The 15,647-nt window shown below is 70.3% G+C and carries 15 protein-coding genes and 1 tRNA gene; 6 read left to right on the forward strand and 10 right to left on the reverse strand.

The features are described 5' to 3' along the window. Positions 1-117 precede the first annotated feature (117 nt). Together ABS64_RS00545 and ABS64_RS00550 are read left to right on the forward strand one after the other, a co-directional pair. Complete coding sequence (locus ABS64_RS00545) at positions 118-1,623, forward strand: IS1634 family transposase (RefSeq protein WP_292680044.1); 1,506 nt, start codon at positions 118-120, stop codon at positions 1,621-1,623. Positions 1,624-1,658: 35 nt separating this feature from the next. Further along, positions 1,659-1,958 carry a hypothetical protein gene (locus tag ABS64_RS00550; RefSeq protein ID WP_363331257.1) on the forward strand — a complete coding sequence of 100 codons (300 nt, stop codon included), beginning with the start codon at positions 1,659-1,661 and terminating at the stop codon, positions 1,956-1,958. A 287-nt stretch (positions 1,959-2,245) separates the two neighbouring features. On the opposite strand, the gene ABS64_RS00555 is transcribed toward ABS64_RS00550, so the two are convergent. From ABS64_RS00555 to ABS64_RS00595, 9 genes are read right to left on the reverse strand one after another with little or no spacing between them, the layout of a single operon-like run. Next, on the reverse strand, positions 2,246-3,718 hold the full coding sequence (locus ABS64_RS00555) for an NADH-quinone oxidoreductase subunit N (protein ID WP_292680046.1): 1,473 nt from the start codon (positions 3,716-3,718) through the stop codon (positions 2,246-2,248). Between the two features lie 16 nt (positions 3,719-3,734). Continuing rightward, complete coding sequence (locus ABS64_RS00560) at positions 3,735-5,219, reverse strand: NADH-quinone oxidoreductase subunit M (RefSeq protein ID WP_292680066.1); 1,485 nt, start codon at positions 5,217-5,219, stop codon at positions 3,735-3,737. Positions 5,220-5,221: 2 nt separating this feature from the next. Beyond that, positions 5,222-7,048 carry a proton-conducting transporter membrane subunit gene (locus tag ABS64_RS00565; protein WP_292680048.1) on the reverse strand — a complete coding sequence of 609 codons (1,827 nt, stop codon included), beginning with the start codon at positions 7,046-7,048 and terminating at the stop codon, positions 5,222-5,224. Beyond that, positions 7,045-7,347, reverse strand: a complete 303-nt coding sequence (nuoK, locus tag ABS64_RS00570; protein WP_292680050.1) for an NADH-quinone oxidoreductase subunit NuoK — start codon at positions 7,345-7,347, stop codon at positions 7,045-7,047. The genes ABS64_RS00565 and nuoK overlap by 4 nt, the downstream gene beginning before the upstream one ends. Then, entirely contained in the window at positions 7,344-7,904 is a 561-nt protein-coding gene (locus tag ABS64_RS00575; protein ID WP_292680052.1) for an NADH-quinone oxidoreductase subunit J, read from the reverse strand. Before ABS64_RS00575 ends, nuoK begins: the two co-directional genes overlap by 4 nt. Continuing rightward, positions 7,901-8,839, reverse strand: a complete 939-nt coding sequence (locus ABS64_RS00580; protein ID WP_292680054.1) for a complex I subunit 1 family protein — start codon at positions 8,837-8,839, stop codon at positions 7,901-7,903. Before ABS64_RS00580 ends, ABS64_RS00575 begins: the two co-directional genes overlap by 4 nt. Continuing rightward, positions 8,832-10,445, reverse strand: a complete 1,614-nt coding sequence (locus ABS64_RS00585) for a hypothetical protein (RefSeq protein WP_292680056.1) — start codon at positions 10,443-10,445, stop codon at positions 8,832-8,834. The genes ABS64_RS00580 and ABS64_RS00585 overlap by 8 nt, the downstream gene beginning before the upstream one ends. After that, the gene (locus tag ABS64_RS00590; protein WP_292680058.1) at positions 10,436-10,798 is read right to left on the reverse strand and encodes an NADH-quinone oxidoreductase subunit A; all 363 of its coding nucleotides are present in this window, start codon (positions 10,796-10,798) and stop codon (positions 10,436-10,438) included. Before ABS64_RS00590 ends, ABS64_RS00585 begins: the two co-directional genes overlap by 10 nt. A 46-nt stretch (positions 10,799-10,844) precedes the next feature. Beyond that, positions 10,845-11,441, reverse strand: coding sequence for a TetR/AcrR family transcriptional regulator (locus tag ABS64_RS00595; protein ID WP_292680059.1), 597 nt, complete (start codon positions 11,439-11,441; stop codon positions 10,845-10,847). An 84-nt stretch (positions 11,442-11,525) separates the two neighbouring features. Here ABS64_RS00595 and ABS64_RS00600 point away from each other — a divergent pair, with 84 nt between their 5' ends. From ABS64_RS00600 to ABS64_RS00610, 3 genes are all read left to right on the forward strand, one after another. After that, positions 11,526-12,176, forward strand: a complete 651-nt coding sequence (locus ABS64_RS00600) for a GNAT family N-acetyltransferase (RefSeq protein WP_292680061.1) — start codon at positions 11,526-11,528, stop codon at positions 12,174-12,176. A gap of 482 nt (positions 12,177-12,658) precedes the next feature. After that, complete coding sequence (locus ABS64_RS00605; protein WP_292680062.1) at positions 12,659-12,919, forward strand: hypothetical protein; 261 nt, start codon at positions 12,659-12,661, stop codon at positions 12,917-12,919. A gap of 170 nt (positions 12,920-13,089) precedes the next feature. Beyond that, positions 13,090-13,458, forward strand: coding sequence for a hypothetical protein (locus ABS64_RS00610; RefSeq protein WP_292680064.1), 369 nt, complete (start codon positions 13,090-13,092; stop codon positions 13,456-13,458). Between the two features lie 428 nt (positions 13,459-13,886). Here the strand turns inward: ABS64_RS00610 and ABS64_RS00615 are convergent. After that, positions 13,887-13,978: transfer RNA gene (locus ABS64_RS00615), tRNA-Ser, on the reverse strand. Positions 13,979-14,289: 311 nt separating this feature from the next. Here ABS64_RS00615 and ABS64_RS00620 point away from each other — a divergent pair. Beyond that, the gene (locus ABS64_RS00620) at positions 14,290-15,513 is read left to right on the forward strand and encodes an IS256 family transposase (protein WP_292680068.1); all 1,224 of its coding nucleotides are present in this window, start codon (positions 14,290-14,292) and stop codon (positions 15,511-15,513) included. Positions 15,514-15,647 lie beyond the last annotated feature (134 nt).

Here is a 15,647-nt window from a genome sequence, read left to right on the forward strand (position 1 = left end):
CTGACCTGACTCGTGCCACTTTCTCGTGTTTTGGTCTTCTCTAGCCTGAGATCGTTGATTTTCCGGGAGTGTTGGTGTCCGCTCGGGGCACTAACGACAGCGACTTAGACTCGCTCGGTGGGGTTGTTCGTGCGGAAGGTGAAGACCGCGTCCGGTGCGACGGCGGTGCAGATCGCTCGTAAGCACCGCGGGGTCCGCACGATTGTCGAGCACCTCGGCTCCGCGCACGACGACGCGCAACTGGCCGTGCTCGTGCAGATCGCGAAAGAGCGGATCACCGCCGGGCAGCTCGCGTTCGATCTCGACGCGTTGACCCCAACCGCGCCGCTCGGAGTGGCGCCGATCGTGACGGGTTCGCGTGCGCGGGTGTTGTGGGACGTGCTGGAGGCCGCGTATCGACGTCTCGGGTTCGCGGCCGCCGTCGACGACGATACCTTCATGAAGCTGGTCCTCGCCCGGGTCATCGAGCCGACCTCGAAGGCGGATACGATCCGGGTCCTCGACGAGCTCGGGGTGCCGGCGCCGGGGTTGCGGACGATCTGGCGGACTCTGTCCCGCTGCGTCGAGCAGGACTGGCGGGACAAGCTCGCCACCGCCGCGTACACGCATGCCACCCGTGATGGTGTGCTGAAGTTGGTGCTCTACGACGTCACCACCCTCTACTTCGAGGCCGAAGACGAGGACGAGCTGCGGAAGGTGGGGATGAGCAAGGAACGCCGCGTGGACCCGCAGATCGTGGTCGGCATGCTCGTCACCGCGGACGGGTTCCCGTTGGAGGTGCACGAGTTCCCGGGGAACACGGGCGAGACCCTCACCTTGCTGCCCGTGCTCCGCGCCTTTCAGGTCCGGCACCAGGTCGATGACGTCGTGGTCGTCGCCGACGCCGGCATGCTGTCGGCCAGCAACTTGAACCAGATCGAGGACGCCGGGTTCTCGTTCATCGTCGGCTCGAGGATCAGCAAGGCCCCCTACGACCTTGCAGAACACTTCGACCGGCACGGCGGCGTCCTCTACGACGGCGGCACCCTGGAATCGAAGCGGATCATGGGCGTCGGCCCGAACGCCAGGGAGCGGCGGGTGGTCTACCACTACTCAGCGAAACGTGATCGCCGTGACAACCACACCCTCGACAAGCAGGTCGAGCGGGCGCAGAAGGTCGCCGACGGGAAGAAGCCGCTGAAGAAAGACCGGTTCGTGAAACTCACCGGCACCCGCCCCGCCGTCGATCAGGTGCTCGTGGACCGGGCCCGCCAGCTCGCCGGGCTGAAGGGTTACGTCACCAACATCCCCGCCCTGCGACTCACTGGCAACGATGTCGTGGCGGCGTATCACGAGCTGTTCCAGGTCGAACGCTCGTTTCGGATGACGAAGACCGATCTGCGCGCAAGACCGATGTTCCATCACGAGGCCGACTCGATCCACGCGCACCTCACGATCGTGTTCACCGCCCTCGCGATCTCACGCCACCTGCAAGAAGCCACCCGGCTCAGCATCCGCCGTGTGATCCACGCGCTGCGACCACTGCGCGACGTCACGATCAGCATCAACGGGAACGAGATCACCGCCACCACCCCACCCGGAGCCGACGCGCACGCCATCCTCACCGCCGTCGCGGGGCACTAACTTGGCACGACTCAGGTGAGACCGTCGCGGTGCTGATGGAGTTCACCCCGAAGGACCTCGACCTCGGCGCCGTGCGCGCCCGCATCCTCGAGATCGAGCACGTCAAGGACGTGCACGACCTGCACGCCACGACGGTGGCCACCGGCCTGCCGAACATCACCGCCCACGTGGTGGTCGACGACGGCTGCTTCCAGGACGGTCACGTGCCCGACATCCTGCACGAGATCCGCGAGGCCCTCGCCGAGAGCTTCAAGGTCTCGGTGCACCACAGCACCATCCAGCTCGAGACCGAACACCTCAGCGAAGACGAACCCACCACCATCAAACACGCCTAGCCCCCGCGGGGCCCCACCCCCCGCCGAACCCACACCCGCATCACCGAAACCACCGCTATACGCTGTGGACTCGACGAAACGGGTGTGGGTTCGGCGTTGCACGGGGATGCCCCGCCGAGCTGGCCCGCGAGGGGCGCGCGAAGCGCGCGGCGCCGAACCCACACCCCGGTCACCGAGACCACCGCTATACGCTGTGGACTCGGCGAAACGGGTGTGGGTTCGGCGGATGAGGGCGCGGGAGGCCGAGGGAGGGCGGGGCACGTCGCGGGCCGGCGCCGCGGGCGCGGCTACATCGCGCCGACGAGCATGGGGGATGCGGAGAGCAGCGGGAGGGCCGTGGCGCCGGCGGCGACCACGAGCACCGCGAGCACCAGCGCGACCGCGGCGGGCAGGCGCGGCGCGCGCTCGGCGGGCGCGACGACATCCGAAGCGGCCACGGCGACATCGCCCCCGCCGCCGGCCGGACGCACCGCCGGACGCACGGCCGGCACGATCCACCGCAGCGCGTAGAACACTGACGCCACCGACACCGCGATCGCGACGATCACCAGCCACACCAGCCCGGCCTCCGCGGCCACCACGAACACCGAGAGCTTGCCGACGAACACCAGGGTGGGCGGCGTGCCGATCACGCTGAGCAGGCTCACGATCAACGCGCCGACGAGCAGCGGATGCCGCGACCCGGCGCCCCGCCACGAGGCGAGATCCACGCGGTCGGGCAGGGCCGCGACCACCGCGAACGCGGCGAGGTTGGTCGCGGCGTAGAACACCGCGTAGACCAGCAGCGGCACGATCGCCCCCGGCGTGCTGCCGATGGCGGCGGCGGGCATCAACAGGAAGCCCGCCTGCGACACCGTCGACCAGCCGAGGAGGCGGCGCACATCGTCTTGCCACAGCGCCGCGAGGGTGCCGAGCACCATCGTCACCGCGGCGAACACCGCGATCACCAGCCCCGCCGACACGGCGGGCTGCACCACCTCGACCAGACGGGCCACGGCCACCAGGGCGCCGATCTTCGGCACCGTGGTCACGAACGCGGCCACCGAGATGCTCGACCCCTGCGCGGCATCCGGCACCCAGAAGTGACCGGGAACGGCCCCGACCTTGAACATCAGGCCCGCGAAGATCGCGATCACCCCGAGCCCCACCGCCGCCGCGGGCGCCTCCGGCAGCGACTGGCGCAGCTGCGTGTAGCCCGATCCGCCGCCGACACCGGCGAGCACGGCGATGCCCAGGAGCATCGTCACCCCCAGCAGCGCACCCATCAGATAGGTCTTCAGCGACGCCTCCGCGCCGCGCTTGCCGGTGTAGAGCCCGATCAGCGCGTACAGCGGCACCGAGGCGAGGAAGAACGCCGCCGCCACGATGAGCAGATCGTGGGCTCCGGCGAGCACCACCGTGCCGAGGGTGGCGAGCATCAGCAGCGAGACGCTCTCGCTCTCGCGCGGGCGGTCTTTCAGATCGGGGCGCGCGATCAGGAGCACCACGATCGTCGCCAACGGCGCCGCGATGCGGATGACCGTGCTGCCGATGTCGAGGGCGTAGCTGTCTTCGAAGATCGTGCGGGGCGTGTCGTCCTGCACCACCGCCGCGATCGCCGCGCCGACCGAGACCAGCGAGGCGAGGATCGCCGCGACCGTCACCACGCCCTGCCGCCGTCGCGGCAGGAAGCTGCCGGCCAGCAGCGCGACGATCGCGCCGACCAGCAGGGCGGCCTCCGGCACGAGCGCGCCGTAGTCCATCCCCATGTCCATGGTCATGCCGTCCATGCCACGCTCACCCGCCCATGATGCTGATGAGCTGCACCGACGCCGGCTCGATCATCGCCAGCAGCGGGCCGGGGATCACCCCGATCACGAGCGAGAGCACCATCAGCGAGCCCACCACCGCCGTCTCGCGCCCGCCGAGGTCGGCGAACCCGCGCGTCTTCTCGCCCGCGGGGCCGGCGAGCAGGCGCTGCACGGCGCGCAGCAGCAGCGCGGCGGTGATCAGGATGCCGACGAGACCGATCGCCGTGATCGGCGCCGCCCCGATGGCCCCCGCGAAGATCTGGAACTCGGCGATGAACCCGCTCAGGCCCGGGATGCCCAGCGAGCCGAACGCCGCCACGGCGAACAGCGCCGCGAACCGCGGGGCGACGCCCGCGAGCCCGCCGAAGTCTCCCAGTTCGTAGCTGCCGGAACGGTCGCGCATCACCCCGGCGAGGAAGAACAGCGCCCCGGTGAGCAGACCGTGCGAGACCATCTGCACCATCGCGCCGGTGATCGCCAGCTGCTGGGCCACGACGTCGTCGCCGGCGAGACCGACCGCGCCGACGGCGAGCACGATGTAGCCCATGTGGTTGATGGAGGTGTAGGCGATGAGCCGTTTGACGTTGGTCTGCGCCAGCGCCAGCAGCGCACCCAGCACGATCGAGGCGATGCCCACGCCCACGATCACCGGGGCGAGCGTGCGCCAGGCGTCGGGCAGCAGCGGCATGCCGATGCGCACGAATCCGTAGGTGCCGAGCTTCAGCAGCAGCGCGGCCAGCACCACCGAGCCGATCGTGGGCGCATCGGTGTGCGCCGGCGGCAGCCAGGAGTGGAAGGGCAGCGTCGGGGTCTTCACCGCCAGTCCGATGAGGATCGCCACCAGCACCGCGATCGCCAGCCCCGGCGTGCCCGCCAGGGTGCCGCGCTGGATGAGCTCGACGATGTCGAAGGTGCGCGGCTCGGAGCCGAGGTACAGCCCGATGAAGCCCAGCAGCAGCGCCAGCGAGCCGAGGAAGGTGTAGAGGAAGAACCGCAGCGCCGAGCGCCGCCGGTCGCCGTGTCCCCAGCCGGCGATGACGAAGTACATGCCCACGATCGACAGGTCGAAGAACACGAAGAACAGGATCAGGTCCTGCGCGGCGAAGGTGCCGACCACCGTGGTCTGCAGGAAGAGGAACAGCGCCGCCTGCGCGCGGGGGCGGTCGGTGTCGCGCTGCGCCCAGACGGCGCACGCGACGAACACCACGCCGGTCAGCAGCAGCAGCGGAACGGAGAAGCCGTCGACGCCGAGGTGGTAGCTGGTGCCGACCCCCGGCATCCACTCCAGCCGCTCCTGCCAGCGCAGGCCGTCGGGCCCCGCCTCACCGGGCAGGGCGACCACGATCGCGAGCGCCAGCTCGACGACGGTGGTGACCAGCCACAGCGCGTTCGCCGCGCGGGGCGGGATGCGGCGCGCCAGCGCGAGCACCGCCGCGACGACGACGGGCAGGAAGATCATCACGCTCAGCATGCTCACCTCGGGATCAGGATCAGCCCGGCCGCGATCACGAGGACCACGACGGCGACGATGTAGTAATGGTGGAGGCTGCCGGTCTGGCTGCGTCGGGCGAGTGCGCCGAGCCGGCCGGTGCCGCGGCCGACGCCGCGCACGGCGCCGTCGATGCCCGCGCCGTCGGCGCGCGCGGCGATGTCGGCCGCGCGCCGCAGCGCCGCGAAGCTGCCGTCGATGCCGCGGGCGAAGCGGTCGTCGGCGGTGGCGAGACCGCGGGCGAGCCACAGCGTGGGCGTCACGATCGCGCGCTGCGCGAGACGCTCCATGCCGAACCAGTCGCGCGCCGGCGCCCACGGCCGCGGCGGGCGCCACCAGGCCAGCAGCAGCACCACGACCGCGAGCGCACCCGACGCGGCCAGCTCGGTCCAGGTCGGGGTGACGTCGCCCGGCAGCCCCAGCGCGGCGCGCGGTGCGGGCAGGGCGAGCAGCCCCAGCGAGACCGCGGCGACGGCGAGCACCAGCATCGGCACGAGCGAGAGCGGGCCGATGCGTCCGGTCGGCTCCTGCTCGAGCGGCGGGGCATCGGATGCCGGCCGGCGCCAGATCATCGCGAGCATACGGCCCGAGTACGCCGCCGACAGTACCGCTCCGAGCAGTCCGGCCGCGTACAGCAGCGGGTCGTGCTCGATGGCCACCGCGAGCACGGTGTCTTTGGCGGCCCACAGCGACAGCGGCGGGATGCCCGCCAGCGACAGCATCCCCGCGGTCGCGACGATGCCCACCAGCGGCCAGCGCCGGGCGGCGCCGCCGAGGCCGGCGAGCTTCTTGGTGCCGAGCGCGGTGAGCCAGGCCCCGGCGACGAGGAACAGCAGCGCCTTCGCGGCGGCGTGCGCGAGGAGCTGCAGCGTGCCGCCGGTGGTGGCGCCGATGCCGGCGGCGAGCACGACGAAGCCGAGCTGGGCCGCGGTGGAGGCGGCGAGCACCTGCTTCAGATCGGTCTGGGCGAGGGCGACCACGCCCAGCACGATCGCGGTGATCGCACCCACCCACGCCGCCACCGGCCCGGCCCAGACGGTGGCCGACAGCACCGGTTCGAGGCGCAGCAGCAGATAGCCGCCCATCGCCACCATCGCGGCGGAGTGCAGCAGCGCGCTCACCGCGCTCGGGCCCGCCATCGCGCGGGAGATCCAGAACGAGAACGGCAGCTGCGCGGCCTTGCCGAGGCCCGCGGCGAGGATGCCCGCGGCCAGCACGCCCAGCCATGGCTCCGCGGCGGCGGGCAACGCGTCGAAGCTCCAGCCCACGCCGGCCACGACGGCGACGCCGGCGGCGAGGTAGAGGCCGAGGTCGCCGGTGCGGGTGACCACGAACGCGACCAGACCGCCCTCGACCCGATGCGCCTGACGCCACTGGAAACCGATCAGCGCGTAGGAGGTGAGCCCCATGATCTCCCACGCGAACAGCAGCACCGCCAGATCGGTCGCCGTGACGGTGACGACCACCGCCGCCAGGAACAGCAGCATCAGCCCGTGGAACCGCGCGGCCGGACGGGTGCGGTCGCCGGTGGCGAAGACGAGCGCGCCCAGCGCGACGGCGGCGACGGTGGGGAGCACGGGCGCGGCGAGCGCGTCGACGCGCAGCAGCACCTCACCGGCGCCGTCGGCCCGCAGGAACGGCAGCGCGAGCTCGGCCGAGGTGGTCGAGGCCACCACGGCGGCGACGAGCACGGCCGCGGCGGTGGTGATGCCGATGGCCGCGGCGACCCGTTCCAGCGCGGGCCGCGCGACCAGCAGCACCAGCCCGACCAGGGCGGGCAGCGCGACGGCGACGAACAGCGCGGCGGTCATTGCTGCAGCTCCGTGGCGTCGTCGGTCATATCCGACCGACGGGCGCGGTGGATGAGGGTGGCCACGCCGAAGCCGACCGCCATCTCCACGGTCATGGCGGCGATCACCACCATGAGCAGCACCTGTATGTCGACCACCGGGGTCAGGAACCACCACAGCGCGGCGGCGGCGAGGATGACCGCGTTGACCATGAGCTCGATGCCCATCATCACCATCACCACGACCTGCTGCGAGATCGCTCCGTAGAGTCCGATCGAGAACAGCGCGACCGCCACGAGCAGCACGAGTTGGAGCGTCATCGGCCGAGCCCCCCGGGTTCGGGGTCGTGCGCCGGGCCGCGCAACCGGTCTCCGTAGCGGTCGTAGCGACCGCGCGGGCTGGCGAGCACGACGGATGCCACGATCGTGGCGAACAGCACGGGGCTGACGGTCAGCATCACGAGCATCTTCGAGCCCATCATCGCCTCGCCCAGCTGCTCGGTGAGCCCCTCGACCGGCTGCGGGTCGATCACCGGCCACGGGATGAGCAGCACGGCCGCGCCGAGCCCGACGAACACGATCGTCGCGATGGCGGCGGCGGGGCGCTTGGCGTGGGTCATGTCCATCGGCATCAGCGCCGGGTTCATGCCCATGTAGGAGATCATGAACACCGCCATGATGGCCATCTCCATCACCATCATCAGGATGACGATGATGCCCACGAAGTCCTGTCGCATGGTGAGCACGGCCACGCCCACCGCGATGAACGACAGCGCCAGCGCGTAGGTCGCGCGGGCCATCGAATCGACCTTGAACACCAGCGCACCGGCGACCACGGCGACCAGCGCGCTGATCCAGAACAGCACCGAGGCGATCACATGCCCCCCGTTCCCGTCGCGGAGACGATCGAGGTGATGAGCAGTTGCAGGAGGGTGAGCGGCACGAGCACCACCCAGCCGATCTCGGCCAGCCGCTGCGGCGGCACCGCCGGGATCGCCCGGCCCGCGAAGACGAGCACCAGCAGCACCAGCACCGTCTTGATCACGACCCACACCGGCTCGGGGAGGAGCGGGCCGGCCCCGCCGCCGAAGAACATCGGCACCGCGAACGCCGAACCCGCCACCAGCAGGCACCAGCGGCCGGCCTTCACCAGCAGTCGGTCGATGCCCGACAGCTCGCCCAGCACGCCGCCGGCGAGGTCGCGGCCGGCGGCCGGTGAGAACGGCCCCCATGCCGAGAACGCCGCGACGCTCACCAGATAGACCAGCGCCGCGATCGGCATCGACACCACGAACCAGAGCCCGCTCTGCGCATCGGCGACCTCACCGACGTTGAGGCTCCCCGCCGCGACGGCGGGAGCGGTGAGGGCGAACATCAGCGGCAGCTCGTAGGCGAGCGCCTGGGCGAGGAATCGGTAGCCGCCGATGAGGGCGTAGGCGCCGTTGGCGCCCCATCCCAGCATCCACCAGAGCGCCCACAGCGCCACGTCGATCGTGTTGAACCAGACCACGCCGATGGGCAGGTCGGCCGCGACGGTGTCGCCGAAGGGCACCACGATCACCGCGAGGAACGAGGCGACGATGAGACCGACGCCGCCGATGCGCCACAGCAGTCGGTCGGCGCCGAGCACGGTGCGCCGCTGCTGGCGCAGCAGACGGGTGATCTCGCGCAGCGGGCGCGCGGCGCCGACGGCGACCGAGGTGCCGCGGGCGCGGGCGGTGAGGGCGGCGTCGAGGCCCGCCGCGGCCAGGGCGAGCACGGGAACGGCCAGCGGGATCAGCGCGGCGACGATGAGCGGCAGGTACTCAGCCATGGTTCATCCCGCCGTGGTTCATCCCACCGTGGTTCATCCCACCGTGGTTCATCCCACTGTGATCCATCCCACTGTGCTCCGCGGCCGGGGCTGCGTCGCCGTGGCCCATCGCGGAGTGATCCATCGGCTCGGGCTCGGGGGCGCCGGTATCGGCGGGGTCGGGGTGCACGGCGGCGACCAGCAGCCGGGCGGTGCCGAGATCGCGCCCGGTGACCAGTTCGACGATCTCCGCCGCGGTGCGCACGATCGGCGCCGTGCGCGGCGTCTCGCCGCCCAGCATCCGCGCCGCGTCGTCGAGGGCGCCGAGCAGCACGTCGCGCAGCGGGATGCCGTCGACGGCGAGGCCGCGCAACGCCCACCGCAGCACGATCGAACGGGCGACGCTTCGTCTCGCGCTGACTGCGTCGTGTCGTGCCCGCTCGCTCTCGCCCGCCGCGGCGGCGTCACGGGCGCGGGCGGCACGGTCGGCGACAGCCGGCCAGCCGGCGAGGCGCAGCATCCGCACCGCCAGGTCGAGGCGCAGGACCGGTGCCGCCGGATCGACCGCGGGCGCCGCCACGATCTCGACGGTGGCCGAGCGCACGGTGTCACCGGCGAGCACGACGTGCAGCAGCAGCCGCGGATCCCATTCCGGCAGGAACGGGCCGAGCGTGCGGTTGAGCACGTCCATCTCGAGGCCGTCGCGGTCGTCGTCGCCCATCGCCAGCGGATACCCGCCGGGACCGGCCATGTTCATATGATCGTGACCGCTCATCCCCGACATGTCATGGCCAGACATGGAGGACATGTCGTGGCCGGACATGGACGACATGTCGTGGCCAGACATCGACGACATGTCGTGACCCGCGTGCTCATCCGCACCACCGGACATCGACGACATGTCATGGCCAGACATCGACGACATGTCGTGACCCGCGTGCTCACCCGCACCACCGGACATCGACGACATGTCATGACCGCTCATCCCCGACATATCGTGACCCGACATCGACGACATGTCATGGCCCGCATGCTCACCCGCACCAGACATCCCCGACATATCGTGACCGGCGTGCTCACCCGCACCACCAGACATCGACGACATGTCATGACCCGACATGGACGACATGTCATGACCGGCGTGCTCATCCGCACCGCTCATCCCCGACATATCGTGACCCGCGTGCTCATCCGCACCACCGGACATCGACGACATGTCATGACCGGACATCCCCGACATATCGTGACCCGACATCCCCGACATGTCGTGGGCGGGCATCGCGGCGACCACGGGCACGGGCTCGCGGAGCGCGGCCGCGCGCTGCGCGGGCAGATCACGGATGCGGCGGGCACCGGCATCCACTGCCGCGCTCACCGTGCTCACCGCGCTCAGCTCGACGCGGGTCTTGGGGTAGGGCATCTGCTGCCAGAGCCGTTCGACCAGGTCGTCGTAACGCTCGGGCATCTCGCCGCAGAGCACGAGCGCGTTCGCCGACGCGGGCGTCTCGGCGATCACGCCGCCGCCCGCCGCGAGCACGGCCTCGGCGGCGATGCGCAACACCGTCTCCCCGGGCGCTTCGAGCAGGAGCGCGCTCACGTCGGCGTAGCCGCCGGCCGTCACTGCCACCGGAACACTCCTTCGCGCCACGCCCAGACCACGGCGGAGACGAGGATGCCGAGGAAGACGAACATCTCCACGATCGCCTCGGTGCCGATCTGCGCGGCGACGGTCGCCCAGGGGTACATGAACAGCATCTCGACGTCGAACGCGAGGAAGACCACCGTCATCGGGTACCAGCGGGTGTGGAAGCGCGAGAGCGCGTGCTCCTGCAGATCCCAGCCCGACCCGAACGGCAACACGTCGCGGGCCGGCGCGGCCACCCGCATCCGCCGGGAGACGAGCACGAGGAGGCCGATGCCCGCCGCTGCGACGAGAAGGACGACCCCCACCGCCGCGTACCCGAACATCGCACCGTCCACACATCGAACAATACCGGTGGGAGGTATCCGGTGGGGCGATTCCGGATCAGTTCGTGAACGCCCGGGACAGCAGGCGGGCGGTCGCCGCCGCCGTCGGCTCGTCGGGAAGCGCGAGCCACTGGTCGACCAGTCCGTTCGCCGCGGCGAGCACGGCGGCGGCGACCACCGGCGCGGGGGCCGGAAGGGGCTGGGATGTCGCATCCTGCCACTCGCGGAGGCGCGCGGCGATTGCGGCGAGGTCGTCGCTGGCCTCCGCGCGGGCCGCGTCGATCGTGAGGTCGGAGGAGCGTGCAGATGCGGAGAGGTCGGCGACCACGCGGTGACGCGCGGTGTTGCTCCGCAGGTCGGCCAGCAGCGCATCGAGGGCGGCGGCCACCGCGTCCTGCAACGAGAGCCCGAGCAGCGGGGCGCTCCACACCTGCGACATCGTGCGCGCCGACTCCCGCCGCAGCAGCGCGGCGATCAGCTCGGTCTTCGCCCCGAACGCGTAAGACACCACACGGTGCGCGACCCCGGCACGCTCGGCGACGGCGCGCAGCGAGAGCGCCCCGGCGCCGTCGGTCGCGACAACCTCGAACGCGGCGTCGAGCAGCAGCGCGCGCCGTTCCTCGACCGGCAGATACGGCCTCTTCTCGGTGTTCATGTCGTCCTCAGCATCCTCAGAGCATTCTCCCCGCTCCATGCGGCAGGATCAATTTATCCAGTTGGACCAATCAAAGGAGGCGCCATGAGCACCCTCACCGACATCACCGTGCAGCCCGCCACCGCGGCCGACCTCCCCGCCGCCGCGCGCGTGCTCGCCGACGCCTTCTCGGCCGACCCCGTGATGGCCGCGATCATCCCCGAGCAGGCCGACCGCGACGAACGCCTCACCGAACTCTTCACCGCCGTGCTCTCCAGCGGCGCCTACCGCACCGGCGTCGTCGACCTGGCCCGCCGCGGCATCGACGGCGAGATCGTCGGCGTCGCCGCCTGGGAGGCCCCCGGCGCCATGCGCGGCGCCCTCGGGCGCCAGCTGCGCGAGTTGCCGCGCTTCGCGCGCGCCATCGGCTGGACCCGCCTTCCCCACGCGCTCGGCCTGCTCTCGCAGCTCGACCGCCACCGCCCCGACTCGCCGCACTGGTACCTGGGCGAGATCGGCGTCTCGTCGACGGCACGCGGCATGGGCGTGGGCGGACGCCTGCTGCGCGCCCAGCTCGACATGCTCGACGCGACCCGCCAGTCGGCCTACCTCGAATCGTCGACGCCCGACAACCGGCGCCTCTACCGCCGCGCGGGCTTCGTCGAGCTCGGCGAGATCACCGGCATCCCCGGCGCACGTCCGGCACGGATGCTGCGCGCCCCGCAGAGCCTCGCACCGGCGCCGGTCGGGGGGTGAGGGAAGGAGACGCCGGGCGGGCGTCAAAGGCGGGCGCGACAGCACGCGGCGACCTCGCGACCACGGGAGCAAAGCACCCTTCAACCGCGCGCGACGTGGAGCGCCTTCAGCTCCACTGACGGCACTGCTGGTCCTGCTTCGGAAGCGAACGGGCATCATCCTGGGTCTGGTCGTCATCCTCGCCGACATCGCCGTGAACTGGACCGTCTTCTTCACCATCGGCGGCAACCCCCTGTTCGGCGTCGTGAACCACACCCTGTTCGCCATCTTCCTGCTCGCCACCGCCCCGCCCTTTAGCGTTGGTTCTGCTCCGTGGCAGAGCGGCGGGCGCCAGTCCCCGAACCGCTCCCTCGCTGACTCGCGCTCGCCCTCCGCGCGCTGGCCCGCGGCCGTGGATTCGGTGGCGAACCAGTGGACGCGATCGTCCGGCAGCGGCACGATGCCGAAGATCGCCCGCGTCCCCACGTCTCGCCGGCCTCGCCGTGCACATCGACGCCGGCCGCGGTGACGCCGCGCCAGGCGGTGTACCCGGCGTATCGCACGCCGCGATCCAGTCCCAGCCGGGCGCGGGTGTCGCTGCGAAGCCCGTTGGCGGCGATCACCAGGTCGAACCGCTCGGCGGCTCCAGCCACCCTCACCACCGGCTCGCCGTCCTCCGCGACGACGGCGCTGTGCCCGAGCCGGAGGCTCCCGGCGGGCAGGGCATCCACGAGCGCGCGGTGCAGCTCGGCCCGGTGCATTGACTCATGGACGGGAGACTCCCGTGAGGTGGAGAGGGCGGCCAGGAGGCGGTTGAGAGGGATGGACGGGGCCGTAGGGTCGTGAGGGAGAAGGGGGATCGGACAGTGAGGGGAAGGTGAGGATGGCGGCGAGAAGGCGGGCTGGACTCCTGGCGGCGGCCGGACTCGTGACCATGACGGGGCTGACCGGGTGCGTCTCGTTCGCTTGCTCGGCGATCGGCTGGTCGAACACGCTCACGGTCCAGGTCGACGGGGACACGCGCGCAGTCGATCAGGTGCAGCTCTGCACCGACGCCGGGTGCGCTCCCGCCGATGACCTGGACCCGTCGGGACCGCTGGGGTGGATCACGATCGAGAGCAACGACGGCGACTCATGGACGTTCTCGGTGGGCATGACGAGCGTCGAACAGATCACGGTGCGCACGCTCGCCGCCGACGGAACAGTGCTCTCCGATACCGAGGTCATCCCGGAATGGGTACGCGTCGGCGGCAGCGCACAATGCGGCGGACCCAGCGAGGCCACCGTCACCGTTCAGACCTAAGCCATCGCGCCGCCGGATAACGTGCGCTCGGCTCAGGCAGGGACGAACCACCGGGCATGTCTTGATTACTCAGGCGGGGTCAAGACGCCTGCGCGCCTCGCCGTGTCCGGCCAGGCTCCGGTGGAGCCGATTCGGCTCACCCAGCACAAGCACATCTGCCGGCGCATCGAGGTGGAGCGCGTGGCGGGGGTGGCCGAGTGATCGAGCCGCGCACAACCAAGGCGGGCCAGGCCTACCACCTCGTCCGGGTCGACTCCGGGCGCACGCTCGTGGCGTCCACGTCATTGGACGCCAAGCGCGAGGCCGAAGTCTGGGAGCGCAAGCAGAAGGGGTGCACCTAGGGGTCGCCTCGAAGGGCCCGAGTCTCGGACTCTGATCGCCAACACCCGAAAATTAAGCCGAAGAAATGGCTCCTGCTCAGGAACAAATGGCGGAGACGGAGAGATTTGAACTCTCGGTCCCCTTACGGGGACTCCACCTTAGCAGGGTGGTGCACTAGGCCGAACTATGCGACGTCTCCTTGTGCCCGACCAGCGTAGCGGATACGCGGAATCCCTTGTGGTGACTGGGATGTCGGGGCCTTGCCCCTCCCGCACGCCTCGCACTCGTCGCACTCAGAGAAGGGGGCCAATCGCCATTCTCGGGACACTCGGGACACTTTTGGGACACTCGGGCGGGTTCCTGAGAGCCACGGCCGGCGTTCGATCCGGGTCACTCGTCGGCTGGTTCGCGGTACTTGCTGAAGTCCTCGCAGGGCATCCACTTGCGCCTACCGCGGTGACGTCCCGGGTGGTGGTGGAGTTTTCGGCGGAGTCGTTGGTGTCGTTGACGATGGCTCTTGACCAGTCTGCCCTCCTCGAGCTGCTCGGGGAACTGAAACTCACCGATGTCAACGACCGGGTCCGGGTCGCGACCGAGACGCTCTATCAGGAGCTGATCGACGCGGAAGCGGCCGCGTTCATCAGGGCTGCCCCGTTCGAGCGTTCCCCCGATCGGGTGACGCAACGCAACGGCACCCGCCCGAAGACCGTGAGCACGAAGGTCGGGGACCTGGAATTGCGGATCCCGAAGCTGCGGCAGGGGTCGTTTTTCCCGTCCCTGTTGGAACGTCGCCGTCGGGTCGATCAGGCACTGTTCGCGGTCGTGATGGAGGCCTACGTCCACGGTGTTTCCACCCGGAAAGTCGACGACCTCGTGAAGGCGCTTGGCGCAGACACCGGGATTTCCAAGTCCGAGGTGTCACGGATCTGCTCGGGCCTGGACGAGGACGTCGCCGCGTTCCGGGACCGGCCGCTCGCGGACACCACCTACCCGTATGTGTTCCTCGACGCGACCTACTGCAAAGCCCGCGTCGGCCGGCGGGTGGTGTCCCAAGCGGTGGTCGTCGCCGTCGGCGTCGCCGCCGACGGGCGGCGAGAAGTCCTGGGCTTCGAGGTCGGAGACACCGAATCGCAACCGTTTTGGACCGCGTTCCTGCGCTCGTTGAAAGCACGCGGTCTGGGCGGGGTGAAGCTGGTGATCTCCGACGCTCACACGGGCCTGATCGCCGCGATTGAGACGGTCTTCCACGGCTCGTCCTGGCAGCGGTGTCGGGTTCACTTCATGCGCAACGTCCTCGCGAACGTCCCGAAAACCGCCGGGCCGATGGTCGCGTCGATCATCCGCACGATCTTCGCGCAACCCGACACCGAGCACGTGTTCGCCCAGTTCCACGAGGTCTCTCGCATGCTCGGCAGGTCACACCCGAAGGTCGCGGACATGCTCAACGACGCCCAGGACGACCTGCTGGCATTCTGCCAATTCCCGTTCCAGCACTGGCGTCAGATCTGGTCCACGAACCCGCTGGAACGAGTGAACAAGGAGATCAAGCGCCGCACCGACGTCGTCGGCACCTTCCCGAACCCGGCCGCACTGCTGCGCCTGGCCGGACACGTCCTCATCGAGCAACACGACGAATGGGACGGCGCCGACCGCCGATACTTCAGCGAGCACTCCATGAAACTCCTCGACACCACCGAAGAGGAGGTGGCGATCCCAGAACTGACCGCGGCATAATCACAACAGCTGACCCGCACGGTGTTGAGAAAATCCACAGAGATGATGGATTCGGCTCCGGCGCCGGCGTGACCCGAAATTACACGGACGCCGTTCGCGGCTGTCTTTTTGTGGATCTGTCCGTCGACGCCGGG

The organism is Microbacterium sp. SCN 69-37, from assembly GCF_001724435.1.
Taxonomy (GTDB): Bacteria; Actinomycetota; Actinomycetes; order Actinomycetales; family Microbacteriaceae; genus Microbacterium; species Microbacterium laevaniformans.